The organism is Massilia mucilaginosa (assembly GCF_011682145.1).
In the GTDB taxonomy this organism is placed as follows: Bacteria; Pseudomonadota; Gammaproteobacteria; order Burkholderiales; family Burkholderiaceae_D; genus Telluria_A; species Telluria_A mucilaginosa.
The window spans coordinates 73,233-97,564 of sequence record NZ_WHJH01000004.1; the positions used below are offsets into that span (position 1 = coordinate 73,233).

The window sequence follows — 24,332 nt, forward strand, 5'->3', positions numbered from 1 at the left end:
TTTTGATGGCCTAGTCGTCGTTCTGCCAGAACGGACCATTCTCCACGAACACCACCGTCGTGCGCGGCGGGATGCTGAAGGTACCGCTGGCGCGCTCGTAGCTCGCCGTCCTGGCCAGCCGGTCGTTGTTCGACTTGCGCTGCACCTTGTGCAGCGCCAGCTTGCGCCCTTTGAGTTCATCGATCGTGATGCGCTTCGCGACCTTGTCCACATTGAAGAAGGTCACCACGCTGCCGTACTTCGCCCCCGGATAGCGCTTGCCGTCGATGCTCATCGCGATCAAGCCGGCGATCTGCTGCGGCCCCGTGTTGTGAAACCTGAGCCGCTCGCTCACATCGTTCGCGCTGCGCAGGCGGAACAGGGTGCTGTCCTTGCGAATCGCCAGCAGGTCGATGAAATAGTCGCGCGCCGACACAATCGCCGCCATATCGGGCTTGATCAGCGCATTGGCCAGAATCGGCGACATCAGTTCCCAGTTAGCCTTGTTCACGCCCGCCATCGGCAAGCCAACCCCGAAATTATTCGACTGGTAGCCAAAATCGAGGCGGTTGAACCAGTCGCCGGCGTTGTAGCTGTCGCGGTCGAGCGACTTCGAACGCAGGATCTCCTGCCCCGCGTGGAAGAAGGGCACGCCCTGCGACAGCATGTTGATCGCCGCGCCCAGGTTCTGCACGCGCACGCGATCGGCCAGGCTGGTCGACTGCGGCAGCTTGAACGCGTTCAGGTCGAACAGGGTCTGGTTATCGTGCGCTTCGACGTAGTTGATGGTCTCCGCCGGACTGGCCGCAAACCCCGCCTTCTGCCCGAAATAGTCGATATCCGCGTTCTTGCGCAGCACGCCCGCGCGGTCGGTAAAACTGTAGTCGCGCAGGGTGCCCGACAAGCCCACCTTGATCAAGTCGCCCAGGCGCAGCAAGTCGTCCTTCGTTTGCGTGCTGGTCGCATTCGGGTCGGTAAAGGCGCCGTTGATGAAGCCCTGCTGGCTGATCAGATCGGCCCCGCCATCGCAGCAGCCGCCGCCACGCACGGCGTCGCGCAAGCGGTCGTTGAACGAACCGACGCCGGTGCCGAACATATTGGCCTGGCGCGCCTGCACGAAGCGCGCATCGTTGCCGACCGCGCCGAAGTTCCAGGCCTCGCCGTACAGATAGATGTCGCGCTGCGCTGCGCGGTCGACCTTCGTTTTCAGATCGGTGATGACCGACAGCGGCGCCATGCCCATGATGTCGAAGCGGAAGCTGTCGACCTTGTAGCCGGTGGCCCAGGTGACCACGGAGTCGGTCATCAGCTTGGCCATCATCGCGTTTTCGGCGGCGGTGTCGGCGCAACAGCTGTCGTTGATGATCGCGCCGCTCGGGTTGAGGCGGTAATAGTAGGTCGGCACGATCTTGTCGAGCACCGACAGCGGGCCTTGCTGCGAGCCGCTGGTGTGGTTGTAGACCACGTCCATCGTCACGCGCAAACCTTGTTCGTGCAGCGACTTGATCATGGCGCGGAACTCGCGCACGCGCACCGCGCCGTCGTTGGCATCGGTCGCAAAACTGCCATCGGGCGCGCTGTAATGGACCGGATCGTAGCCCCAGTTGAAGCAGTCGCTGTCGCCGGCGGCTGCGACTGCGGCCTGCTGCGTCTCGGCGTTGGCGGCGGCGTTCGGAATGGCTGGCGTGGTGCAGCCGGTTTCATTCACGCTGGCGATGTCGAAACTGGGCAGCAGGTGGATGTGGCTCATGCCGGCGCGCTGCAATGCGCGCAGGTGGCGCATGCCGTTCGAATTCACATCGGTGAAAGCGAGGAATTTGCCGCGATGCGCCGCCGGTACGGTCATGTCGCTGGCGCTGAAATCGCGCACCTGCAGCTCGTACAGCGAGATATCGGTCGGATGGTCGAGGCGCGCAATTGCATGGTCATCCCAGCCGGCCGGTTTCAGCGCCGCGCTGTCGAGGTTTGCGACAAAGCTGCGCTGGCCGTTGGCGTTCAGGCTCAATGAATACGGATCGGTGACCACGTTGCTGACCACCGTGTTGTGCGCCCAGCGCGACAGCACGTTGACCGTATAGGTGTAGTAGGCGCGGTTGGTCCACGCCGTGTTGGGAGCGGTGTAGTGCCACACGCCGCTGCTGCCGTCGCGCGTCATCGGCACGCTGCTGGCGCTGCTGGTCGTGGCGTCCGCATACACATTGAGCGCGACCGACTTGGCGGTCGGCGCCCACACGCGAAAGGTCGGCACGCCGGCGCGGTTGAAGGTCGCGCCCAGCGCGCTGTTGGCGGCGGCCGGGGCGAACAACGCGTCGAGCAGGCCGGCCGTTTGCAGCGACGTGACCTGTACCAGCTTGCCGGCCGCATCGAACTGCGCGATGGCGAACTGGCCGCTGACCCTGGCCGGCAGGCCGGCCAGGTCGGCGCTGGACAGCGTCAACGCGGTGGACGCGGCCAGGTGCGGATACTTCGCTTGCAGCGCCGGCGGCAACGCACCGGCGACGCGCAGCGCGATGCTGCCATCGGCGCCGGTGACGCCATCCGGCGCGGAACCCATGCCGCCGCTGGCCGCGTAAAACAGCTTGTAGCTGGCAGCAGGCGGCGTGCCGGGCCAGACCAAGGTATCGGGCGAGAGCCAGTGCGCGGCGGCGTTGGCCAGATTGCCGAAGCTGATTGCCGGGGCGCTGGTGTAGACCTTGCAGTCGCCTTCGAGCAGCCAGAGCTCCTGGCCGCGGGTGGCGATGTCCGCAGCAAAATCGCCGGCCTGGTCGCTCGCGCAGTTCTTGTTGCCGCTACCATCGGTAAGCAGGAAGTCGATTCTGGTTTTGGTGGCGTCGACCGCAATGTCGACATAGCCGCCGTAGCTATCGCTGGCGGCCAGCATGAACCGGTCCCTGATCCATTCCACGCTCGGCTTGGCGGGGCCCGACCAGGAATACACGCCCCACTGCGCTTCATCGCGCTGGGTGCGGCGGTAATGCATGCGGATGGTGCCGGGCGCCACGGCCGCAATCGAGACCGAAGCGCGCTGGACCGATTCCGACATCGTCGCCGGTGCCTGCGTGCTGCTGCCGGGGGCATCGGAACCGCCGCAGGCCGCGAGCAGGCTGGCGCACAGACTCGTGATGAGCAGGCGTGAAGGGATGAGTGAAGTAATACTACCTAGAGAATGCATGTGCAACTCCTGAAGAGGGAGGGATGTGCAGCGGCGCCCTTGTCCTTAATACGTCATTCTTGTGGCGCCACTGGCGATCGGCATAGTGCCGATGTAATATTACTACACATCGTTTCAGGAATTACATGGATATCAAGTCGAATCGGCCTGCACCGCCGCCGGTGTCGCCGCCGGTGTCAGGTCTGACATTCGGACACGGCCTCAGCGTTAAACCGGCTCCACCGCCGGTGTCAGGTCTGACATTCGGACACGACTTCAGCCTTTAAAGCCCGGAAAACAGTACTTAAGGTTGGGCTTGTGTCCGAATGTCAGACCTGACACCCGGAGGAAGGTTGGGCTTGTGTCCGAATGTCAGACCTGACACCCGGAGGAGACACCCGGAGGAAGGTTGGGCTTGTGTCCGAATGTCAGACCTGACACCCGGAGGGACAGACACCCGGAGGGACACCCGGAGGATTGACCCTCAGAGGATTAGTTGAGGTCGTGTCCGAATGTCAGACCTGACACCGGGGACGGTTGAGGTCGTGTCCGAATGTCAGACCTGACACCGGGGACGAATGTCAGACCTGACACCGGGGAGACATGACACCGGGGAGACGACACCGGGGAGGGGGCGGTGCGTTAAGGCAGTGCCCAGATCCAGCGCACGATGTGGAAGAAGACCGGGGCGGCGAAACCGAGCGAATCGAGGCGGTCCATGTAGCCGCCGTGGCCGGCGATGCCGGTGCCCCAGTCCTTGGCGCCGAGCGAGCGCTTCACGCCGGACATCACCAGGCCGCCCATGACACCGCCGATGACGATCAGCGCGGCCATGCCGGCAGCCTGCAGCGGCGTGAACGGTGTGACAAAAGCCAGCAGCGCGCCGATCCCCATCGTCGCCAGGCCGCCGCCGAGCAAGCCTTCCCAGGTCTTGTTGGGGCTCAGTTTGGGCACCATCTTGTGCTTGCCGAAGAGTTTGCCGAAGATGTACTGCAGCACATCGCTGATCTGCACGATGAAGACGAAGAAGAACAGCAACTGGGCGTTATGGCCACGGAAGCTCGGGATGTCGAGCATCAGCAGCGCCGGCGCGTGGCTCACGCCGTACACGCAGAACATCACCGCGAACAGGATGCGCGCGTTGCGCGACAAAAAGTCATCGGTATCCTGGCTGATCGCGCTGGCGGCCGAGATGAGGAAGAAGATATACACCGGGATCATGATCGCGAACAGGCCATACCACTGGGTCCACAGCAGCCAGTACTGGGCCGGCAGGGCGATGAAAAAGGCGATGAACAGCGGCCAGTAATCGCTCTTGCGGGTCGGCGTGAGGGTGAGGAACTCGCGCAGCGCCATCAGCGAGGCGAAGCCGAACACCACGATCGTCACATAGCGGCCCAGCACCAGCGCCGAAAACAGCACAACCGCCATGATCCACCAGGCGTTGATGCGGGCGTTCAGGTTGACGATGGTCGCATTGCCGGGATTCCTGAGCCGCAGCACGAAGCCGATGCTCGAGGCGAGGACCAGGATCGCCAGCAGGATCTGGCCGGTCAGCATGAATAAGGGAGTCATCGGGGTCTTTTCAGAAAGTATCGGCCAGGTCGCAAACGGCCTGGTGCATGCGGGCGATGAAGGTTTCCTTGTCTTCGCCGCGGTCGTTGTAGAGCGGCGCGCCGAAGTGCGAGCGGCACAGCAGCGGTAGCGGAAACGGCGCGCCCTTGGGCAGCGCGCGGTGCAGGTTTTGCTGGTACACCGGGATCAAGGCCAGGGTCGGGCGGTCTTTGCTCAAGTGATACAGGCCGGACTTGAACTCGCCCGGCAGGGTCGTATCCCTGCGCGTGCCCTCGGGGAAGACGATCAGCGAATCTTGCTGGTCGAGCGCGGTTTTCAGCGGCACCAGCGCATCCGCGCCGCCTTTTTCGCGATCGACCAGCACCACATTGAGCAGCGTGTGCGCGATGTAGCGGCGCATGGCGGTCTTGTTCCAGTAATCGGCGCCGGCGACGGGCCGGGTGCGGTCGCGCATGGCCGGCGGAATGGCGGCCAGCAGGCCGGTGGTATCGAGGTGGCTGGTGTGATTGGCGAAAAAGACGCAGGGATGAACGGGCGGTACATCGTAAAAGGCGGCACCGCCGACGACCAGGCGCTGCAAGCCGAGCAAGATATCGCGCTGCAGGCGGAAAAAGGGGTTCAAAGTTGGGCTTTCTGTTCGGGCTGGCGGTACACGGTCAGCGGTCGAGTATCTTTAATCGGTACTAAAGCGGCCAAGTGTAAATGTTATTTAACTGTCTATCAACATTAATATTTTTACCTGTGCAACTTTTCCCACAACCGGGGTCAGAGCTCTAATCTGCAATTAGTTGTCGTTTCGTGAGCCGCATATTGGAGGGAATGCGCGCTGATGGGTTTGTTACTCTGGTCGGTTTTTTTGCTTCTATAGAGGGAGAGCGTCTCTTGAGTGAGCTCGTGGGACTGTGCGGAAATATTGGGATGGAAATAGTTTCGAATTAGAGCTCTGACCCCGGTTGTAGGAGGTCGGAGCTCTATTTGGGGTTTGTCTGACCTCTGACGGGCAATGTTTCGAATCAGATGTCAGAGCCCGGTTGGGGCTCAGCCTTGGGCGATGCGGCCGGCGATGTGGGCCAGGGCTGCGTCGACCTGGTCGATCAGGATCAGGCACAGGTCGCCTTCGCCCAGGCGCGCCAGCGCAGTGTCGATGGCGATGAACTCGCCGTTGATTTCGTCAACGTGGGTGGTGCGCACGGCCCCGGCCAGGCCCTGGCGCAGCAGGGCGACCACTTCGCCGTCGGCGCGCCCGCGCTGGCACTGGTCCTGGTACAGCAGCACGTCGTCGAACGCCGCGCCGAGAATCTCGGTCTGCTGGCGGATGTCTTCGTCGCGCCGGTCGCCCGCGCCGCTGATGACCACCGAACGCCGCTTGGCGGGCATGCTTTCCACCGCGCCCACCAACGCCAGGATCGCGTCGGGATTGTGGCCGTAGTCGGCAATCACGGTCGCGCCGCGGTAGCTGAAGACGTTGAAGCGCCCCGGCGCGTTGTCGCTTTCGTTGGCGAACGATGCGAGGCCGGCGCGGATGTCGTCCCACGAGGTGCCGACCGCCCATGCCGCCGCCACCGAGGCCATCACGTTGTCGACCTGGAAGCCGATGCTGCCGCCGCGCGTGATCGGCACTTCGGCCAGCGCGATGCGGTGCTCGATCTTGCCCTGGGCGGCGACCAGCATGGCGCCGTCCACATACACCACGCGCTGCCCTTGGGCGCGGTGGGTCGACATGACCGGGTGCCCCGCGTCGGCGGTGAAGAAGGTGACGCTGCCACGGCAGTTGTTGGCCATGCCCACCACCGCCGGGTCATTCGCGTTCAATACCGCGACGCCGCTGTCGGCGACATTTTGCACGATCACGCGCTTGAGCACCGCCAGGTCTTCGACCGTGGTGATGTAGTTCAGGCCCAGGTGGTCGCCGGCGCCGATGTTGGTGACCACGGCAACCTGGCAGCGATCGAACGCCAGGCCTTCGCGCAGCAGGCCGCCACGGGCGGTCTCGAATACGGCGGCGTCGACGTCGGGATGGAGCAGCACGTTGCGCGCGCTGCGCGGGCCGCTGCAGTCGCCGCTGTCGATGCGGCGGCCTTCGATGTAGACGCCGTCGGTGTTGGTCATGCCGGTGCGCAGGCCGCCCGCCGTGAGCAGGTGGGCGATCAGGCGCACCGTGGTGGTCTTGCCGTTGGTGCCGGTCACGGCGACCACCGGAATGCGGCCGTCGTCGCCGTCGGCGAACATCGAGGAGATGATCGCTTCGCCGACCGGGCGGCCTTTGCCGAACGAGGGCGAGAGGTGCATGCGCAGGCCCGGCGCGGCGTTGACTTCGACGATGCCGCCGTTCTGTTCTTCGATCGGTTTGAGCACGCTGTCGCACACCAGGTCGACGCCGCAGATGTCGAGGCCCACCATGTGGGCGGCGGCGATCGCGCGCGCGGCGACTTCGGGATGGACGTCGTCGGTGACGTCGCTGGCCGCGCCGCCGGTCGAGAGGTTGGCGTTATTGCGCAGAACGACGCGCTGGCCCTTGGCGGCGACCGATTCGGCCACCAGCCCTTGCTTGGCCAGGCTGGCCAGCGCGATGTCGTCGAAGCGGATCTTGGTCAGCGAGGTCGCATGGCCATTCCCGCGGCGCGGGTCGAGGTTGACCTGTTCGACCAGTTCGCGCACGCTGTGCTTGCCGTCGCCAACCACGATCGGCGGGTCGCGCCGCGCGGCGGCAATGAGTTTGTTGCCGATGACGAGCAGGCGGAAGTCGTGGCCGGGCAGGTAGCGTTCGACCAGGATGTCGTCGCGGAATTCAGCGGCGGCGTGGTAGCCGGCCACCAGCTGTTCGCGGGTGGTGACGTTGACGGTGACGCCCTTGCCCTGGTTGCCGTCCTTCGGCTTGATGACGACCGGCAGGCCGATTTCCAGCGCGGCGGCCCAGGCGTCGTCCGGGTCCGCGGCCACGCGCCCGAGCGGCACCGGCACGCCGGCCGCGTGCAGCAGTTTCTTGGTCAGTTCTTTATCTTGCGCGATCGATTCGGCAATCGCGCCGGTGCTGTCGATTTCGGCGGCCTGGATCTTGCGCTGGCGGCTGCCCCAGCCGAACATGACCAGGCTGCCGTCGGTCAGGCGCCGGAACGGGATGTTGCGGGCCAGCGCGGCTTGGACGATGGCGCCGGTGCTGGGCCCTAAGCGCACGTCTTCGTCGAGGTCGCGCAGTTGCAGCAGGGCGGCGCCAAGGTCGAACGCAGTGTCGTCGGCGGCGGCGGCGCACAGTTGCGCGGCCAGGTCCATGGCCAGGCGGCCGACCACTTCTTCGGAGTACTCGACCACGACCTGGAAGATGCCATCTTCGGGCGTGGCGGTGGTGCGGCTGAAGGTGACCGGGCAGCCGGCTTGCGCCTGCAGGCCGAGCGCCGCCAGTTCCAGCACCTGGGCCATGGCGATGCGGTCGTGGTGGCCGAGCGTTTGCAGCGGGCTCATTTCGGGGAAGCGCGCGCGCAGGCGCTCTTCGAAGCCGGGCAGGGCGCCGACATCTTGTTCGGCACCGGTGCAGGCGACGATCGCTTCGATCGAGGTGTGGGGGCTCCAGAGGTTGGGGCCGCGCAGGGCCCGTACGCGAGATACTTCCATAAAGCGTTTCATCCTAAGTGTTGCGCTGGTGCGTCGCTGCGCCCTCGGGCGTTGACACTGCCGGCAGCCCGGCCATCCGGCCGGGCGCTGTGTTGTTAAAGTTTGGCTTTGGTGGGTTTACTGGCGTTGCCCGCGGCCGTGTCGAAGGTGCGCAGGCCGGCGCCGATCAGCGCGACCGGCACGTCCAGCGCCCACGCCGCCGCCACCGCCGCCAGCACCGTTTCGGGATACTGGGCGGTGCCCGGTTTGAGCGTGGACATCCGCAGCAGCACCGTCTCGGCCGCGCCGTCGCCGAGCACCACGTCCTGGCCGCGCATGAACACCGCGCGCTGGCCGGCGGCGCGGTGCGCCACGATCACCGGCAGTTCCGGGTCGACCGCGTAGAAAATCACGCTGCCGTCGCACAGGCCGGCCAGTTCCGCCACGCGCGCGTCGGCGCCGTTGAGGACCGCCGCGCCGTCGGGCAAAATCACGTCGACCTGGCTGCGGATCACGTTGGCCATGCCGTCGGCGTCAATAATGTGATATTCCGCCAGCGCTTCCTGGCCTTCCATGTCGGTCACCACGCCGACCGTGCACTTGTCGTAGGCCAGGCCTTCGGACAGGATCATGCGCGCATTGCTCTCGAAAACAGCCGCTTCGACGGTACGGTTGATCAGCAGGCGCTGGCCGGCGTCGAAGGTCATGGCGTTTTCGCTCGAGACCTGGCGCTGGTCGAGGAACAGGCCCTGGCCGCTGACCACGCCCGTGTGCTTGCCGGTCAGGTTGACCAGGCAGCCGATCAGGCGCGCAATCAGGCTGGTGCCCCTGGTGCCGGTCACGCCGATGATGGGAATGCGTCCGCTTTCGCCGTCGGCGAACAGGTGCTCGATGATGGCCGTGCCGACCGGACGCGCCGCGCCCTGGCCGGGTTTCAGGTGGGCCAAGAGGCCCGGGCTGGCGTTGACTTCGATGATGGCGCCGCGCTGCTCGTCGAGCGGACGGGTGATGTCTTCGGCCACCAGGTCGATGCCGGCGATGTCCAGGCCGACGATGCGCGCGGCCAGTGCGGCGGCGTGCGCGATTGACGGGTGCACCAGGTCGGTGACGTCGATGGCGACGTTGCCGTTCGGCTGGATCAGCACTTTCTGGCCGGCCAGCGGCACCGAGTGCGCAGTCATTCCCTGGCGTTCGAGTTCGAGGATGATTTCGGCCGAGACGTCGGGCTTGACCGGGTTCAGTGGCGCGTCTTCGCCTTCGCCGCGGCGCGGGTCGGTGTTGATCTGGCTGTTGACCAGCGCGACGATGTCGCCCACGCCGTCGCCGGTGACCCAGAGCGACTCGCCCCTGGCCGCGGCGACCATGCGCGTGCCGACCACCAGCAGGCGGTGTTCGTCGCCGGGGATGAAGCGCTCGACGATCACGCTGGCGCTGTCGCCCTTGCGCGCGGCCAGGTGGTAGGCTTTTTCGACGTCGGCCTGGGTCATCAGGTTGAGCGAGACGCCGCGTCCGTGGTTGCCGTCGTAAGGTTTGAGCACGACCGGCAGGCCGATGTCCTGCGCTTCTTCCCATGCGGCGGCCGCGCTGCGTACCAGGCTGCCCTCGGGCACCGGCACGCCGCACGATTGCAGCAGGGTCTTGGTCAGGTCCTTGTCGCTGGCGATGCTCTCGGCAATGGCGCTGGTGCGGTCGGTTTCGGCGGTCCAGATGCGGCGCTGGGCGGCGCCGTGGCCAAGCTGCACCAGGTTGCCGTCGGTGAGGCGGATGAACGGGATCTTGCGCTCGGTGGCCGCTTCGACGATGTGCGCCGTGCTGGGACCGAGGCAGTGGCGGTCGACGACGTCTTTCAGTGTGGCGACGGCGGCGTCCAGATCGAACGCGGTGTCGTTAATGGCCGCCATCAGCAGCGCGCGGCCGGCGTCGAGCGCGGCCAGGCCGACTTGTTCCTGGCGCGTGCGGAAGGCCATCTTGTAGACGCCATGCTGGCCGGTGGAGCGGGTCTTGCCGAAACCGGTGCGCATGCCTGCCAGGTTTTGCAGCTCAAGAACGACATGTTCGAGGATGTGGCCGGACCAGGTGCCTTCGCGCAGGCGTTCCAGAAAGCCGCCGCGCTCACCCACGCCGCAGCGGTGTTCGATCAGGCCCGGCAGCGACGCGGTGAGGCGCTCGTACAGGCCGGGCAGCAGGTTCGACGGAAACTCTTCCAGCTCGCCAATATCCAGCCACGCCTCGATCACCGGGCGATAGGTCCAGATGTTGGGTCCGCGCAGGTGACTTACCCGCAGAACACTGATTTCTTTCTTCTTTGTCATGTCGTTATTTCTTGATAACAGGCTTGGCGTTGTTCACGCCCTAAGACCTCGTGAGGCTTTTCGAAGCGCATCATGTTGTATACTTGCTAGAGACGAAGCTTACCGTGCTGAACCGATTTCTGCCAGTCTGGATTCCCGAACGCGTCGCGCGGGCCTGCTCCGCAGCATGCCGGTTCGGCGTCCCAGGGAGCCCTGCTACCGGCGCCCACGTTGAACAATTTCCGCCCGTAAATTCGTGGCCCAGAGCCGGAACCGCACTACGATGACTATCAATCCATCTGTTTCTCCTATGACGACGGGCACCGGCCCGCTTTCCCTGCCCGAACACTGGCAGGCTGACGTCGCTAAAAAACTTGCACCAGGGGAAAACGTTTTAAGTGGCGTCGAGGTTGACCTCGATGCCAAATTGCATTTCAAAAAAGGCCTGGTGGTGGTCACCAGCCGCCGTTTGCTGGCCCGCGCGCCGGGCGAAAGCGCGTGGCGCGAGTGGGCTTTCCGCCCCGGACTGTCGCTCACGCACCACGATCACGCCGGTGTCGGCCATCTGCAATTGTTCGACGAGCAAGGTTTATTGACCTCCTGGCGTTTCACTCTGGGGCAGAACCTGCACGCGATCCGCGTGCTCGACCATTTCAGCGAGCAGCGCGACAGTTTCCTGAGCGGCTTGCCGGTGCAGTCGGCCGAGCAGGATGTGTGTCCGAGCTGCAAGGCGCCACTGGAACCGGGGCAGGATGAATGTCCGATCTGCACCAAGGTGCTGTACACGCCGCCGTCGACCTGGACCCTGTTCCGCCTGTGGCGCTTCGCCAAGCCGTACAGCGGGCAGCTCGGGCTGGGCTTCTTTTTGATGCTGGCCAGTACCGCGGCGCATATGATACCGCCGTATCTGACCATGCCGCTGATGGATAACGTGTTGATACCGTTCCAGAACGGGCAGCCGGTCGACCAGCGACTGGTGTGGATGTATATGGCCGGCTTGTTCGGCTCGGCCGTGCTGGCCTGGCTGCTGGGCTGGGGCAAGACCTACGTGCTGGCGCTGGTGTCGGAACGGATGGGCGCCGACCTGCGCTCGGCCACCTATGAACACCTGATGAAGCTGTCGCTGGAGTATTTCGGCGGCAAGCGCACCGGCGATCTGATGTCGCGCATTGGCAGCGGCAGCGACCGCATTTGCGTGTTTTTATCCTTGCACCTGCTCGATTTTGCGTCCGACGTGCTGATGATTATCATGACCGGGGTGATCCTGTGCTCGATCAATCCGATGCTGGCCGTCATTACCCTGGTGCCGCTGCCGTTTATCGCGTGGATGATCCACATCGTGCGCGACCGCCTGCGCACCGGCTTCGAGAAAATCGACCGGGTCTGGGGCGAAGTGACCAATGTGCTGGCCGATACCATTCCCGGCGTGCGCGTGGTGAAAGCCTTTGCCCAGGAACAGCGCGAAGCGACCCGTTTCCGCGATGCGAACAAACATAACCTGGCCGTCAACGATAAATTGAACCGGGTCTGGTCGCTGTTTTCGCCGACCGTGTCGTTCCTGACCGAACTCGGTTTGCTGGTGGTGTGGGTATTCGGCATCTGGCTGGTATCGAACAAGAACATCACGGTCGGCGTGCTGACCTTGTTCATTACGTACAGCAGCCGGTTTTATGGCCGCCTCGATTCGATGAGCCGCATTGTGTCGGTGACGCAGAAGTCGGCATCGGCCGCCAAGCGCATTTTCGATATTCTCGATCATGTATCGAGCGTTCCGGAGCCGGTCAATCCGGTCAAGCTGGACAAGATCGAAGGGCGCATCGATTTGCGCGAAGTCGGTTTCCGTTACGGTAACCGCGCGGTCAATCGCGGTATTTCGCTCAATATCAAGGCCGGTGAATTCGTCGGCCTGGTGGGGCATAGCGGATCGGGCAAGAGCACCCTGGTCAATCTGATCTGCCGTTTCTACGACGTGTCGGAAGGGGCGATTCTGCTCGATGGCGTCGATATCCGTTCGTTCGCGGTGTCCGATTACCGCAAGAATATCGGGCTGGTGCTGCAGGAGCCGTTTTTGTTCTTCGGCACCATCGCCGAGAATATCGCTTACGGCAAGCCGCATGCGACGCGCGAGGAAATCATCGCGTCGGCCCGCGCGGCGCATGCGCACGAATTCATCCTGCGCCTGCCGCAGGGTTACGATTCGATGGTGGGCGAGCGCGGGCAGGGCTTGTCGGGCGGCGAACGCCAGCGCATTTCGATTGCGCGCGCCTTGCTGATCGACCCGCGCATTCTGATCATGGATGAAGCGACTTCGTCGGTCGATTCGGAAACCGAAAAAGAAATCCAGAAAGCGCTCGATAACCTGGTGCAGGGCCGCACCACGATCGCCATCGCGCACCGTCTGTCGACCCTGCACCGGGCCGACCGCCTGGTGGTCCTGGACCGCGGCGTGGTGATGGAAGAGGGTAGCCACGATGAATTGATGGCGCGTGAAGGCGCATATTTCCGGCTGTACGAAGCGCAGGCGCGCAACGTCGATACGGATATGGACGACAAGGATTGATGATGGCAAGCGCAGCAAGTTCGGTATTCACATTGAGCCGCGACAGTTTCGGCAAATTGACGTTGACGGCGGAAGACGGCGAAGTGCATGTGGGCGTGTCGCCGGTGCGCGCGTTCCCGATCCAGGCGCCGGACCAGGGTATTTCGATGGTGCTTTCGAATGGCAAGGAAGTCGGCTGGATCGACAGTCTGGCGGCACTGCCAGCGCCGATTCGGGAATTGGTGCAAGATGACCTCGATGGGCGCGAATTCATGCCGGTGATTTACCATATTGTCAGTGTCAGCAGTTTTGCCACGCCATGCACATGGGAAGTCAAGACCGACCGGGGCGATACCGCGTTTACGCTCAAGGGCGAAGAAGATATCCGCCGGATCGGCGACGCGTCGCTGCTGGTGGCCGATAACCACGGCATCCAGTTTCTGATCCGCGATATGTTCACCATCGACAAGCACAGCCGGAAGATTCTCGACCGGTTTTTATGATGGCGTTTTGATGGAGTATGCATGCACTATTTGTTATGTTACGACCTGGCCCCGGATTATCTTGAAACACGCGGCAAATACCGCAACGCGCATTTGAAACTGGCGTGGGAAGCGCAGGAACGCGGTGAACTGATCATGGGCGGCGCGTTTTCCGATCCGGCCGATATGTCGGTGCTGTTCTTCCAGAGCGAATCGCCGGCGCTGGTGGAGGCGTTTGCCAAGGCCGATCCGTATCTGCTGCATGGCGTGGTGACCGGGTATAAGGTCCGGCAGTGGAATACCGTGGTCGGCAAGGATGCATTCAATCCTTTGCGGCCCGAGTAAGACCGCTAAGCTCCAAACCGTCTCCCCCGCGCAGGCGGGGGGCCATAGCACGCCTGAATTCAACCGGAAACCCATGCGCGCCTTCCACGCCTCTGTCTTCCTCCTCCTCGCCGTCTTCCACGCCACCGTCCTCGCCGCCGATCCTCCCAAACGCCCCAAAATCGGCCTGGTGTTATCCGGCGGCGGCGCACGCGGCGTGGCCCACATCGGCGTCCTCAAAGTCCTTGAAGAGATGCGCATCCCGGTCGACTACGTGGTCGGCACCAGCATGGGCTCGATCGTGGCCGGCGCCTACGCCATGGGCAACCGTCCGGACGAGCTGGAAAAGCGCATCGCCGCCGTGGAATGGAACAATGTCCTCACCGACAGCCCGCCGCGCCTGGAGCGCTCGACCTACGCCAAGGCGACCGAGCGCAAGAACATCGTCAGCGGCGAGATCGGCTTTTCCGACGCCGAAATGCGCCTGCCGCGCGGCCTGAACTACGGCCAGCAGATCGAATTCTTCTTCAACACACTGGCGGCGAAAACCGGCGACGTGACCCACTTCGACGAGCTCGACATTCCCTTCCGCGCCATCGCCACCGACATCGAAAACGGCAAGATGGTCGTGCTCGAACGCGGCGGCATCGCCCGCGCGATGCGGGCCAGCATGTCGGTGCCGGGCGTGTTCGCCCCGGTCGAGATCGACGACCGCGCGCTGCTCGACGGCGGCCTGGTGCGCAACCTGCCGGTCGACGTGGCGCGCTCCATGGGGGCCGACATCATCATCGCCGTCAACCTCGGCACGCCGCTGCTCAAGCGCGACAAGATCGTGTCGGCCTTCGGCGTCGGCCAGCAGATGCTCAACATCCTCACCGAGCAGAACGTCGAAGCGTCGCTGCGCGAGCTGACGCCGAACGACGTGCTGATCCTGCCGCAACTGGGCGACTTCAGCGCCGCCGACTTTGAAAACTCCGCCAAGACCATCGACATGGGCGAGGCCGCCGCGCGCGTGGTGGCCGATCGCCTGGCGCCGCTGGCCTTGTCCGACGCCGATTTCAAGGCGCACCTGGCGGCGCGCGCGGCGCGCCATCCGGCGGTGGTCAAGGTCAATTCGGTACGCATCGATACGAAACAGTTGAAAAATGTCAGCGAGAGTTTCATCAACCGCAAATTCTCGATCAAAGCTGGCCAGGCCTTCAGCACGGCGGAACTGCACGCCAATATGAACAGCCTGTATTCGACGGGCGACTTCGAAAACGTCACGCACCGTTTCGAACAAGGGCCGGAAGGACGCACCCTGGTGATCGAACCGGTCGAGAAGGAATGGGGACCGAATTACCTGCAGGCGGGCGTGCGCCTGTCGACCGATCTGGCCGGCGAAAGCGACTTTACGATCTTGCTGGCGCATCGCGGCAAATGGCTGACGCGCTCCGGCCTCGAATGGCGCAATACCGTCTCGCTCGGGCAGGTCAATTCGTTTGCCTCGCAGCTGTATCAACCGCTTGGCGGCGAAAGCCGCTGGTACGTGGCACCGTCGGTGCGTTTTTCGCAGAACAAGGATAACCTGATCATCAACGACAAGGCGGTGGCGACCTACAGCGCCAAGCAGGCCTCAGTCGGCATCGACCTGGTCAATCACGTGGATGACGACAGCACCTTCAAGGTGGGCCTGGAACGCGGTACCGAACGGTCGGACCCGAGTATCGGCGTGTCGCAGCTGACCACCGAGAAAAGCCAGATCGGCGTGGTGAAATTCGAATACGTGCAGGACCGGCTGGACGACTGGGTATTTCCATCGACCGGCAATTACAGCTTTGTGAACGCGCGGATCGCCCCGACCTCGGTTGGCGCCACGGTCGAATACAAGCGGCTCGAAGTGGGGCACGAAATGGCGTGGAACCGTGGCCCGCACCGGTTCAGCGTGGCCGGACGGGCGGGCCATTTGTGGGGCGATGATTTACCGCTGATGGAGTTGTTTTCGCTGGGCGGTTTTTTGAATTTGTCCGGCTACCAGGCGCGCCAGTTCCTCGGCGGCGATTATCTGTTCGGGCGCGGCGTGTACACGCGTAAAATGACCTTGCTGGGGGCGCGCAATGTGTACCTGGGCGGTTCGGTTGAACTGGGCAAGATGACGCGGCGTTTGAACGGCGACCAGATGGAGCGGGCGCAGTTTGCCGGCTCCCTGTTCGGCGCGGTCAATACCGCGCTGGGGCCGTTCACCGTGGCGGTTGGGGTGGGCGAGCGAGGCAACCAGACGTTTTATCTGTTCTTCGGTAAGCCGTGAATACGATCCGTCTCGATTGCTCGCTACCAATGCACTGCCACTGGAGTCCGGACAGGTGGTGTTTTCTGACGGTTTCATTCCCCGCAAAGATTCATGCTCGGTTGACAGCCAAAAGCGAACACAGACGAAAGACGACACATCGCTATCAAAAAGCATAAAGGATGGGAAGGGTGGGGCTTGAGAATCCAAGCGTTGTTGACGCTGTCGGCATTGAAGCTGTATCGGACAGCATTGTCCTGTCGATCCTCGACTCGTGGTACTGGTCGGATGAACGTGATCATTTGCTGCCGTACTGGTCCGGGTTAACCACTTCAAGCAGGTGCCGCTCAATGGCTTCCTCGTCCACGGCGATGCCGTCAACCTGTGCAAGTCCTTCCGGTTCAATGCCTTCGGGCAGGAGCTGCAAAGCGCCCACGCAGTCCCGGCCAATGGCTGCGAGAAGGTCGAACGCTTCGACAGAGCCTGTCTTGAACCGGGCCGCAACACGTTTACGGATAATATCGCTGTCCGCCAGCAGGCCCTCGAAGTAGTGCGAGACGCTTGCTCCCTTGAGCGGCTCATTATGGAGATTGAACGGCATCGACAGCGAGATGGCTCGCCCACGCTGGGAGCTGCGCCAGGCGGTGTCGTACTGTAGCTCGGAGTCCCCATTGGCGTTGACCGTCCAACAGCCAACGTAATCCCCATTGGCCCAGAGATGCAGTGTTTGGCTGTGCGAGCGGCGGCCCATGCTTACCACTCCGCCGAGACGCTTGCAGTAAAGGTATCCCGCTCGCCCAGGCGAAGCTCCAGTTCAATTGCCGAGCACCAGCTGAGCAGCTGCTTGACGCTGATTTCGTCAGGATGTTTCTCAAGGTACGAGATGCGATTCTGGCTCAAGCCGACACGACTGGCTACCGCCGTCTGGGTGAGCTTACGCCGTTTGCGGGTCGATACGAGCAGCAGGCCGAGCTGTGGCGCGGTGAGGAGAAGATGGGGCGTGGGCGCGAAAGCCATGGAAGAAAATATCCGCTATTCAGATAGGTCCATTTAATCTGAATACCGGCTAAAGTCAATTTGGCCGAATTGCAGCTAAATCAGAGATAGCCGAATTGCGGATAAACCCGAGGCCAGGGTGCCGCCACTGGGTCTGCTGGGTTGGAGTCGCTTCAAGGTCAGGAGGCATCTTGACTCGTCGGCAAGCTGCCAGGCAAGCTCAGGCAACAGGCTGGTGGTCGCAGTCAATGCGGATGGATGGGAGAAACAGGTGAAATGCGCGTTGTGCCGCCGCGTGCATGATCGCGTTGTTGTGTCCGTCCGATAGCAAAACCCGAGGAAAAGTCAGTTCCGGTAACGATGGCGCTGCCCTTGAGGCAAGGGGCGCTGCAAATTCGCTTAGCGGCGCAGCCGGGCATCGCCAACGATGTAAGGCAGCAGCCGCGCGATATTGCGGGCGTCGTCGATGCCGCGATGGTGGGCGCCTTCGAACTTCATGCCGGCCAGGCGGATGGCTTCGCCCAGCCCCGGTTTCTTGGACAGCTTCTGGCGCTCCGCCATCAGGCGCTTGAGGTTCGCATGCGAGGCGCTGATCGGGTAGGGGAGCTTGTGGAATGCGCAGTCCTGGTGCAGCTGTTTCAGGTCGTAGTCGCCCCAGGAACAGAAAATGAAGTCGCTGTATTGATAGAGCCAGGTCTTGAAGTGGCCGATCGCTTCTTCGAACAGCGGCGCACCGTCGACGTCCTTTTGCCCGATTGAGGTAAGCGTGGTGCAGAACGGCGTGAGCCGCGGGTGGCGCACCGGACGAATGAAGGTCTGGAATTCATCGACCACGGCGAGGCTGGCGCCATCGACCATCACGGCGCCGATCTCGATGATTTCCATATGGTCGCGTGGCACCGTGCTCTTGTCGCAGCAGGTGGCTTCAACGTCGATGACGAGATAACGGGATGCTTGCATTCAGTTGAATTTCCTTATGTGGTTAAAACGCTACTATAACCAACATCGGGAGACGGCCGGAAAAAGCCTCTTTTACAGCCGCTCCCCTCATGCGCTTCTTCCACGCTTCTTCTATTTTGCCGATGCAATCCAGCGCTCCACCCGCGCTTCCAGCAGCGGCAGCGGCAAGGTGCCGTCGCCGATCACCACTTCATGAAACCTGGGCAGGCTGAATTTCTCGCCCATCGCCTTGCGCGCCCGCTCGCGCAATTCCAGTATCTTGAGCGCGCCGATTTTGTAGCTCAGCGCCTGCGCCGGCCACACCATGTAGCGCTCGATCTGGTTTTTGGCGCGCGCTTCGCTGTAGCCGAGCGTCTTGCTGGCGTACGCAATCGCCTGTTCGCGGGTCCAGCCTTTGGCGTGCATGCCGGTATCGACCACCAGCCTGACGGCGCGCAGCAATTCATCGTTCAGGTGACCGAAGTACGCTTCCGGATCGTCGTACAAGCCGAATTCGTGCCCCAGGGTTTCCGCATACAGCGCCCAGCCTTCGGTAAACGCCCCGATATTCGGATTTTCGGTATTGAATTTGCGGAAATCCGGTACGTCGAGTTCTTTCAGCAGGCCCGCATGGAAATGGTGGCCGGGCTGGCCTTCGTGCAGGTACAAGGTCACCATGCCGGTGCGGCTGTAATCCTTTGGATCGTTCACGACCGCCCAGAACACGCCCGGATGCGAGCCGTCGGCCGCTGCCGGCGTGTAGTGATCGGACGCGGTGGCGCGGGTCAATTCGGGCTCCAGCTGCAATCCGAGCGGCGCTTTCGGCAGCAGTGAAAACAGCGCGGGCAGCTTGGTCTTGACCTTGCTGTCGATCTGGCGATATGCGTCAAGCACCTCCTCCTCGGTCTTGAAGGTCTTGAATTTGGCCTGCGCTTCGACCCATTGCGGCAGTGCCTCCGGCGGGCCGCTGTATCCGAGCTTGGGGCCGAGCAGCGCCCATTGCTGCCCGATGCGCGCCACTTCCTTGAGCCCTAGTTGATGAATCTCGTCGGGATTCATCGAGACCGTGGTGCGGTCCTTGATCTGCGCCTGGTACCACGCCGCGCCATTCGGCAGCGCGCTCCAGCCGTCGCTCGCACGGCTGGCGGGCAGGTATTCCTTTTCCAGATAAAGCGCGAGCCGGTCGAGGGCGGGGGACAGCCGCGTGGCGATCATTGCGCGGTACGCCGCTGTCAGACGGTCTTTATCCGTCTGCGAAAACGCCGCCGGCAGATTCTTGATCGGCGTGTAAAAGATATTCGCTTCCGGCGTGGCGCTGCGCAGTTGCCGGAACTGCGGCAGCATCGCCACCGCGATCGCTTTCGGCTGCACGATGCCGCGCCTGACGCCTTCGCGCATATTGGCAATCGCCTGGTCGATCCAGGCTGGCAGCTGGTTCAGGCGATTCAGGTAATCCCCGTACTGGGCGACGGTATTGAAGGGCTGCGAACCGGTGCCGCTGGCGTAATTGGCCAGGGTGCCGGGCACGTTATCGAGGTGGTTCAGCGGGAGCAAGTGCTCGGGGAATTTTTCCAGGCTCAGACCGCTGTCGAGCTCGAAGGCCAACATAGCGTAATTGAGCTGCTCCGCCTCGCTCAGACGGGTGCGCGGGATGGCTTTGAGCTGGCTTTGCATGCGCCGGTACAGCGCAAACTGGCGGCTGCGGCGCGCAGGCGACATGCTCATTCCCAGCTCGCCGTTATAGCGGCTGTCGCCGTTGGCGGTAATGAGCAGCGGGTCGAAATGCGCGCGTGCGCGATAAAAAGCATCTGCCAGTTTATGCAGTTGGCTCGCGGAGGCGGACGACGCGCTGGCGGCGGATGGCGCGGCCGGCGGCGCCGCGCTGGCGCCGCAAACAGGTGACATCAACACGGCCAGCAATGCCGTGGTTCCGAGCAGCGGGCGGGAAAGGCTGAAACGCATGAAGGTTCCTTGTAGGTGGATTGAGGAGAACCGAAGCAGGATAGCGCAAATGACCGGGGCTGGGCAGCCCGCTCACGCTGTATGATGAGCGGCGCTTCGCGCCCGCCGGCGCCAGCGCGCTTGATCCACTTTCTGGAAGCGCCATGTCCGATTATTCGACCGTTTTGCCGCACATTGTCGTGGTCACCACCGGCTCGGCCGGCGACCTGTTTCCATTCCTGCGGGTCGCGCTGCGGCTACGCGAGCGCGGCCACCCCACCACGGTGCTTGCGCCCCTCATGCACGAGGCGCTGGTGCGCCAGGCCGGCCTGGCCTTCCATCCGCTGCCGGCCGATCCGGCGGTGCTCGACAATCCCGACCTGTGGCATCCGCGCCGCGGCTTCGGCGTGGTCTGGCGCGCCATGCGCCCCGGCATGGAAGCGATGCAGGCCTTCGTGGCGGCCTTGCCGCGCGAGCAGCCATGCGTACTGCTGGTGCATCCCCTGGCCGTGGCGCATGCCGACCTGTGCCGCGCGGACCGTCCCGGCTTGCGGATCGTGGCCGGCTACCTGGCGCCATCGAACCTGCGCACCGTGCACGATCTGCCGGTACTGGGGCCGTTCCCGATACCGGGCTGGATGCCGTTGAAGGTGCGGCGCTGGCTCTGGAACATGGTCGAGGCAACGGCCATCAACCCGGTCGTCGTGCCTGAACTGAACGCGGCCCGGCAAGCGCAGGGCCGCGCGCCCATTGCCAGCTACATGGACGAGATGTATGGGGTGCCCGATCTGTCCGTAAGCTTGTTTCCGGAATGGTTCGGCGGGCGCCAGCCGGACTGGCCGTCGCCGCTGCTGTGCGGCGATTTTCCGCTGTACGATCCGCATCCGGAGGCGTCGATCGCGCCGGCGCTGCTGCAATTCATGCGCGCCGGCAGTGCCCCCATCATCGTCACCCACGGTACCGCCAACCTGCACGCCGCCAGGTTCTTCAGCAGCGCCCTGGCGGCGGCTGAGCGGCTGGGCCGGCGCATCGTGTTCCTCACGGCACACCGGGCGCAGGTGCCGGCAACCCTGCCGCCAACGGCCTTCTGGCAGGATTACTGCCCGCTGGCAGCCTTGCTGCCGGACGCGGCGGCACTCGTGCACCACGGCGGCATCGGCACCACGGCGGTTGCCTTGCGCGCCGGTACGCCTCAACTGGTCGTGCCGATGGCCTACGACCAGTTCGACAACGGCGTGCGCGTCACGGCCCTGCATGCCGGATTGACCTTGAAGGCGGAGCGCGCCACTACCCGCACCCTGGCCGACGCCTTGCAGCGCCTGCTGCAATCGCCCGAGATTCATGTCGGCTGCGCGGCTGTCAAAGAGCGTATGGCGAGCGGGGGAGCGTTGGACGGCATGATCGATGTCATATCAAAAACGGTATCGAAAAGCGGAAAAATATGATTGGATTGATTCTTTGGCTTTCCTTACTATCCGGTTCAAGGGCTAAAAATACCCAAGAATCATATAACTAGAACCAAAAGCCAAGGAGACGTATGACATCGCACGCACAAGGCCCCGTCGCGGCCGTTTTTTGCTCCCCCTTGTTCGGCACCCCCTTCATCCGCAGCCCCTTGACCCTGAAGCTGATCGTGGCGGCCCTGGCCGGCGCCGGCATGCTGAGCGGCGCCTCGGTCCGGGCGCAGGATGCCATCGCCGCCGACACCACCAGCGTGGTCACCGTCTCGGGCGTGCGCAAGGCCGCCCAGAGCGCCCAGGCGATCAAGCGCAATTCCGATGAAGTGATCGATTCCATCGTGGCCGAGGAAGCCGGCAAGTTCCCCGATAAAAACGTCGCCGAAATGCTCGGCCGCGTCACCGGGGTGCAGATCCGCCGCGAAAACGGCGAAGCGCGCGAAGTCGTCATCCGTGGCTTGCCGGGCCTGGTGACTCTGCTTAACGGCCGCGAAATGTTCACCGCCGGCAAAGAGGGCCGCAGCCTGTACCTGGCCGACATTCCCGCCGCCATGCTGCAACGGGTGGATGTGTACAAGACCCAGGGCGCCGAGATGGTCGAAGGCGGCACCGCCGGCGTGATCGATGTGCGCACCGCGCGTCCGTTCGATGCCAAGGGCTTCGCGTCGAGCCTTACCGCGCGCGTGGAAAACCGCGACAAATCCAAAACCAACGATCCCAATCTGTCTGGCATGATCTCGAACCGCTGGAAAACCGGTTACGGCGAGATTGGCGCGCTGGCCGGCCTGTCCTACCAGGATGGCAACTACCACGACGAAATCACCTGGAATTCGCCGCCGAAGGACCGCGCCGCCGATCTCGGCGCCGGCATCTCCGCGCCGGACGAGCTGGGCCATGTGCTGTACCAGGGCCAGCGCAAGCGCGTGGCAGGCAACTTTGCCGTGCAGTGGCGTCCGAATTCGGCATTGGAGTTCTTTGCCGAAGGCATCTCGACCGAAATCCATCACGACGCCGAGCGCCAGTTTTATGTGGGCGCGCTCGGGCTGAACAAGAATTCCAGCTACACCCTGATTCCCGGCACCAACCAGGTGCAGACCGTCACTTCGCCCGACAGCAAGCCGTTCGCGCTCGGCTCGACCCAGGCGCCGCACGACTACTCGCTGGGCAGCCAGGGCGCCATCGGTGCGCGCTGGAATGTGTCGCCGACCTGGCGCGTGACGACCGAACTGGCGCGCACCTTGAGCAAGGTTACCCAGGAGTTTCCCATCGTCGACCTGGTGGCGGCACCGCCTACCATTACCGGCAATACTTACGTGAACGGCGGAGCGCAGTTTTCCTATCCCGGTTACGACATGAGCAACCCGAACAATTACCGGGTCGCTACCTTCTTCGACAATCACAGCCACGCCGAAAGCCGCGCGACCGACTGGCGCGCCGACGCCACCTGGACCCCGGAAGAAGACGGCTTCATCAAGGATGTGTCGACCGGCGTGCGGGTCGCCAAGCGCAAGGCGGCGTATGTGCACGAGCTGGACGGCTTCCGTCCGGCGCCGGGCAACATTGCCCTGGGCTCGGTGCCTGGCCTGGCCTGCAACTCGATGCCGATGGCGGGCGACTACGGCATGGCTTCATGGGTGACGCCGTGCGCCGGCTTCATGCACGACCATATCGGCGACCTGCGCAAGCTGTTCGGCGACGGCAGCAAGTCGGCGGAAGACAAGCTGTCCCAGTTCAACAACCAGGAAACCACCTACGCCATCTATACCAAGGCCAAGTACGGCTTCACGGCCGGCCACATCCCGGTCGAGGGCACGGTCGGGGTGCGCGTGGTGCAGACCAAGGGTGTGCTGAGCGGCTATTCGCAGGCCAACGGCGTGATCGTGCCGGTATCGAGCACGCCATCGTCGACCGACGTGCTGCCGAACGCCACCCTCAAGGCCATGATCCTGCCGGAGGTGCAGGCACGCCTGACCGCCGGCAAGTCCATGCAGCGCGCCAACTTTGACCAGTTCAATCCGGGCGTCTCGTACAACGTGCCGAGCACCACGGTGCAAGCGGTGGGCACGGGCGGCAATCCGAACCTGAAACCCATCGAAGGCAATAACTTCGATGCTGCGATGGAATGGTATTTCGCACCGACCGGCTCGCTCACGGGCACCGTGTTCCGGCATGACTTCAAGAACTACATTCTGACCAGTTCGACCAAGGAAACCTACAACGGCATCGTCTACGACGTGAACCGTCCGCGCAACATGTCCAAGGGCACGCTGCAAGGCGTGGAACTGTCTTACCAGCAGTTCTACGACAAGCTGCCGGGCTGGCTGGGCGGCTTCGGCCTGCAGGCGAACGTGACCTACATGAAGGGCGACCTGACCGACACTGGCGGCGTGCTGAAACCGTTCGTCGGCATGTCCAAGCTGTCGTACAACATTGTCGGCCTGTACGAGCGCGATGGCTGGTCCGGCCGCGTGGCCTACAACTGGCGCGACAAGTATGTGGACACCTTCAACTACCGTGGCCTGGGTTTCGACCTGATCGTCGATCCGATCAAGACCATGGACGCCTCGCTCTCCTACAAGATCAGCGAAGCGATGAGCGTGACTGTGGACGTGGAGAACTTGCTTGATCGTAAGTACCACGATTACCATGGCGTGGACAGCAACCCGCGCGACATCCGCCGCTACGACCGCGTGGTGGGCTTGTCGCTGCGCTACAAGATGTAAGTCCTGGCTGGAAAATGATCGTCCCGGAAGCGTTGCGTGGAAATTGAACGCAGCGCTTTCTGTCCTTGTATGGCTGAGAAA

At 63.3% G+C, this 24,332-nt stretch carries 15 protein-coding genes; 6 read left to right on the plus strand and 9 right to left on the minus strand.

Annotation, left to right across the window (positions count from 1 at the left end; translation table 11 throughout):
* Positions 1 to 10 precede the first annotated feature (10 nt).
* The 5 genes from F2P45_RS05575 to F2P45_RS05595 all read right to left on the minus strand — a co-directional run bounded on the left by F2P45_RS05575 (position 11) and on the right by F2P45_RS05595 (position 10,605).
* The gene (locus F2P45_RS05575; RefSeq protein WP_166871292.1) at positions 11 to 3,151 is read right to left on the minus strand and encodes an alpha-1,6-glucosidase domain-containing protein; all 3,141 of its coding nucleotides are present in this window, start codon (positions 3,149 to 3,151) and stop codon (positions 11 to 13) included.
* 621 nt (positions 3,152 to 3,772) lie between these two features.
* On the minus strand, positions 3,773 to 4,705 hold the full coding sequence (locus F2P45_RS05580) for a phosphatidate cytidylyltransferase (RefSeq protein ID WP_166871294.1): 933 nt from the start codon (positions 4,703 to 4,705) through the stop codon (positions 3,773 to 3,775).
* A 10-nt stretch (positions 4,706 to 4,715) separates the two neighbouring features.
* Positions 4,716 to 5,327 carry a lysophospholipid acyltransferase family protein gene (locus tag F2P45_RS05585; RefSeq protein ID WP_166871296.1) on the minus strand — a complete coding sequence of 204 codons (612 nt, stop codon included), beginning with the start codon at positions 5,325 to 5,327 and terminating at the stop codon, positions 4,716 to 4,718.
* Between the two features lie 416 nt (positions 5,328 to 5,743).
* Complete coding sequence (gene cphA / locus F2P45_RS05590) at positions 5,744 to 8,314, minus strand: cyanophycin synthetase (RefSeq protein WP_166871298.1); 2,571 nt, start codon at positions 8,312 to 8,314, stop codon at positions 5,744 to 5,746.
* A gap of 95 nt (positions 8,315 to 8,409) precedes the next feature.
* Entirely contained in the window at positions 8,410 to 10,605 is a 2,196-nt protein-coding gene (locus F2P45_RS05595) for a cyanophycin synthetase (RefSeq protein ID WP_166871300.1), read from the minus strand.
* A 289-nt stretch (positions 10,606 to 10,894) separates the two neighbouring features.
* Here F2P45_RS05595 and F2P45_RS05600 point away from each other — a divergent pair, with 289 nt between their 5' ends.
* The 4 genes from F2P45_RS05600 to F2P45_RS05615 all read left to right on the plus strand — a co-directional run bounded on the left by F2P45_RS05600 (position 10,895) and on the right by F2P45_RS05615 (position 16,216).
* Positions 10,895 to 13,144, plus strand: a complete 2,250-nt coding sequence (locus F2P45_RS05600) for a cyanophycin metabolism-associated ABC transporter (protein ID WP_166871575.1) — start codon at positions 10,895 to 10,897, stop codon at positions 13,142 to 13,144.
* A 2-nt stretch (positions 13,145 to 13,146) separates the two neighbouring features.
* Complete coding sequence (locus tag F2P45_RS05605) at positions 13,147 to 13,626, plus strand: cyanophycin metabolism-associated DUF1854 family protein (RefSeq protein WP_370663209.1); 480 nt, start codon at positions 13,147 to 13,149, stop codon at positions 13,624 to 13,626.
* 21 nt (positions 13,627 to 13,647) lie between these two features.
* Complete coding sequence (locus tag F2P45_RS05610) at positions 13,648 to 13,950, plus strand: YciI-like protein (RefSeq protein WP_166871304.1); 303 nt, start codon at positions 13,648 to 13,650, stop codon at positions 13,948 to 13,950.
* A gap of 73 nt (positions 13,951 to 14,023) precedes the next feature.
* Entirely contained in the window at positions 14,024 to 16,216 is a 2,193-nt protein-coding gene (locus F2P45_RS05615; protein WP_166871306.1) for a patatin-like phospholipase family protein, read from the plus strand.
* A 277-nt stretch (positions 16,217 to 16,493) separates the two neighbouring features.
* Here the strand turns inward: F2P45_RS05615 and F2P45_RS05620 are convergent, their stop codons facing one another.
* From F2P45_RS05620 to F2P45_RS05635, 4 genes are all read right to left on the minus strand, one after another.
* Positions 16,494 to 16,946: a HipA N-terminal domain-containing protein gene (locus F2P45_RS05620; protein ID WP_441295243.1), complete on the minus strand. Its 453-nt coding sequence runs from the start codon at positions 16,944 to 16,946 to the stop codon at positions 16,494 to 16,496.
* Positions 16,947 to 16,948: 2 nt separating this feature from the next.
* Positions 16,949 to 17,212, minus strand: coding sequence for a helix-turn-helix domain-containing protein (locus F2P45_RS05625; protein WP_166871308.1), 264 nt, complete (start codon positions 17,210 to 17,212; stop codon positions 16,949 to 16,951).
* Positions 17,213 to 17,590: 378 nt separating this feature from the next.
* Positions 17,591 to 18,151, minus strand: coding sequence for a 3'-5' exonuclease (locus F2P45_RS05630; RefSeq protein WP_166871310.1), 561 nt, complete (start codon positions 18,149 to 18,151; stop codon positions 17,591 to 17,593).
* Positions 18,152 to 18,262: 111 nt separating this feature from the next.
* The gene (locus F2P45_RS05635) at positions 18,263 to 20,092 is read right to left on the minus strand and encodes a DUF885 domain-containing protein (protein ID WP_166871311.1); all 1,830 of its coding nucleotides are present in this window, start codon (positions 20,090 to 20,092) and stop codon (positions 18,263 to 18,265) included.
* A 143-nt stretch (positions 20,093 to 20,235) separates the two neighbouring features.
* On the opposite strand from F2P45_RS05635, the gene F2P45_RS05640 reads away from it, so the two are divergent.
* On the plus strand, positions 20,236 to 21,516 hold the full coding sequence (locus F2P45_RS05640) for a glycosyltransferase (RefSeq protein ID WP_166871313.1): 1,281 nt from the start codon (positions 20,236 to 20,238) through the stop codon (positions 21,514 to 21,516).
* 92 nt (positions 21,517 to 21,608) lie between these two features.
* A complete protein-coding gene (locus F2P45_RS05645; RefSeq protein WP_166871315.1) occupies positions 21,609 to 24,251 on the plus strand; it encodes a TonB-dependent receptor in 2,643 nt (880 codons plus the stop codon).
* Positions 24,252 to 24,332 lie beyond the last annotated feature (81 nt).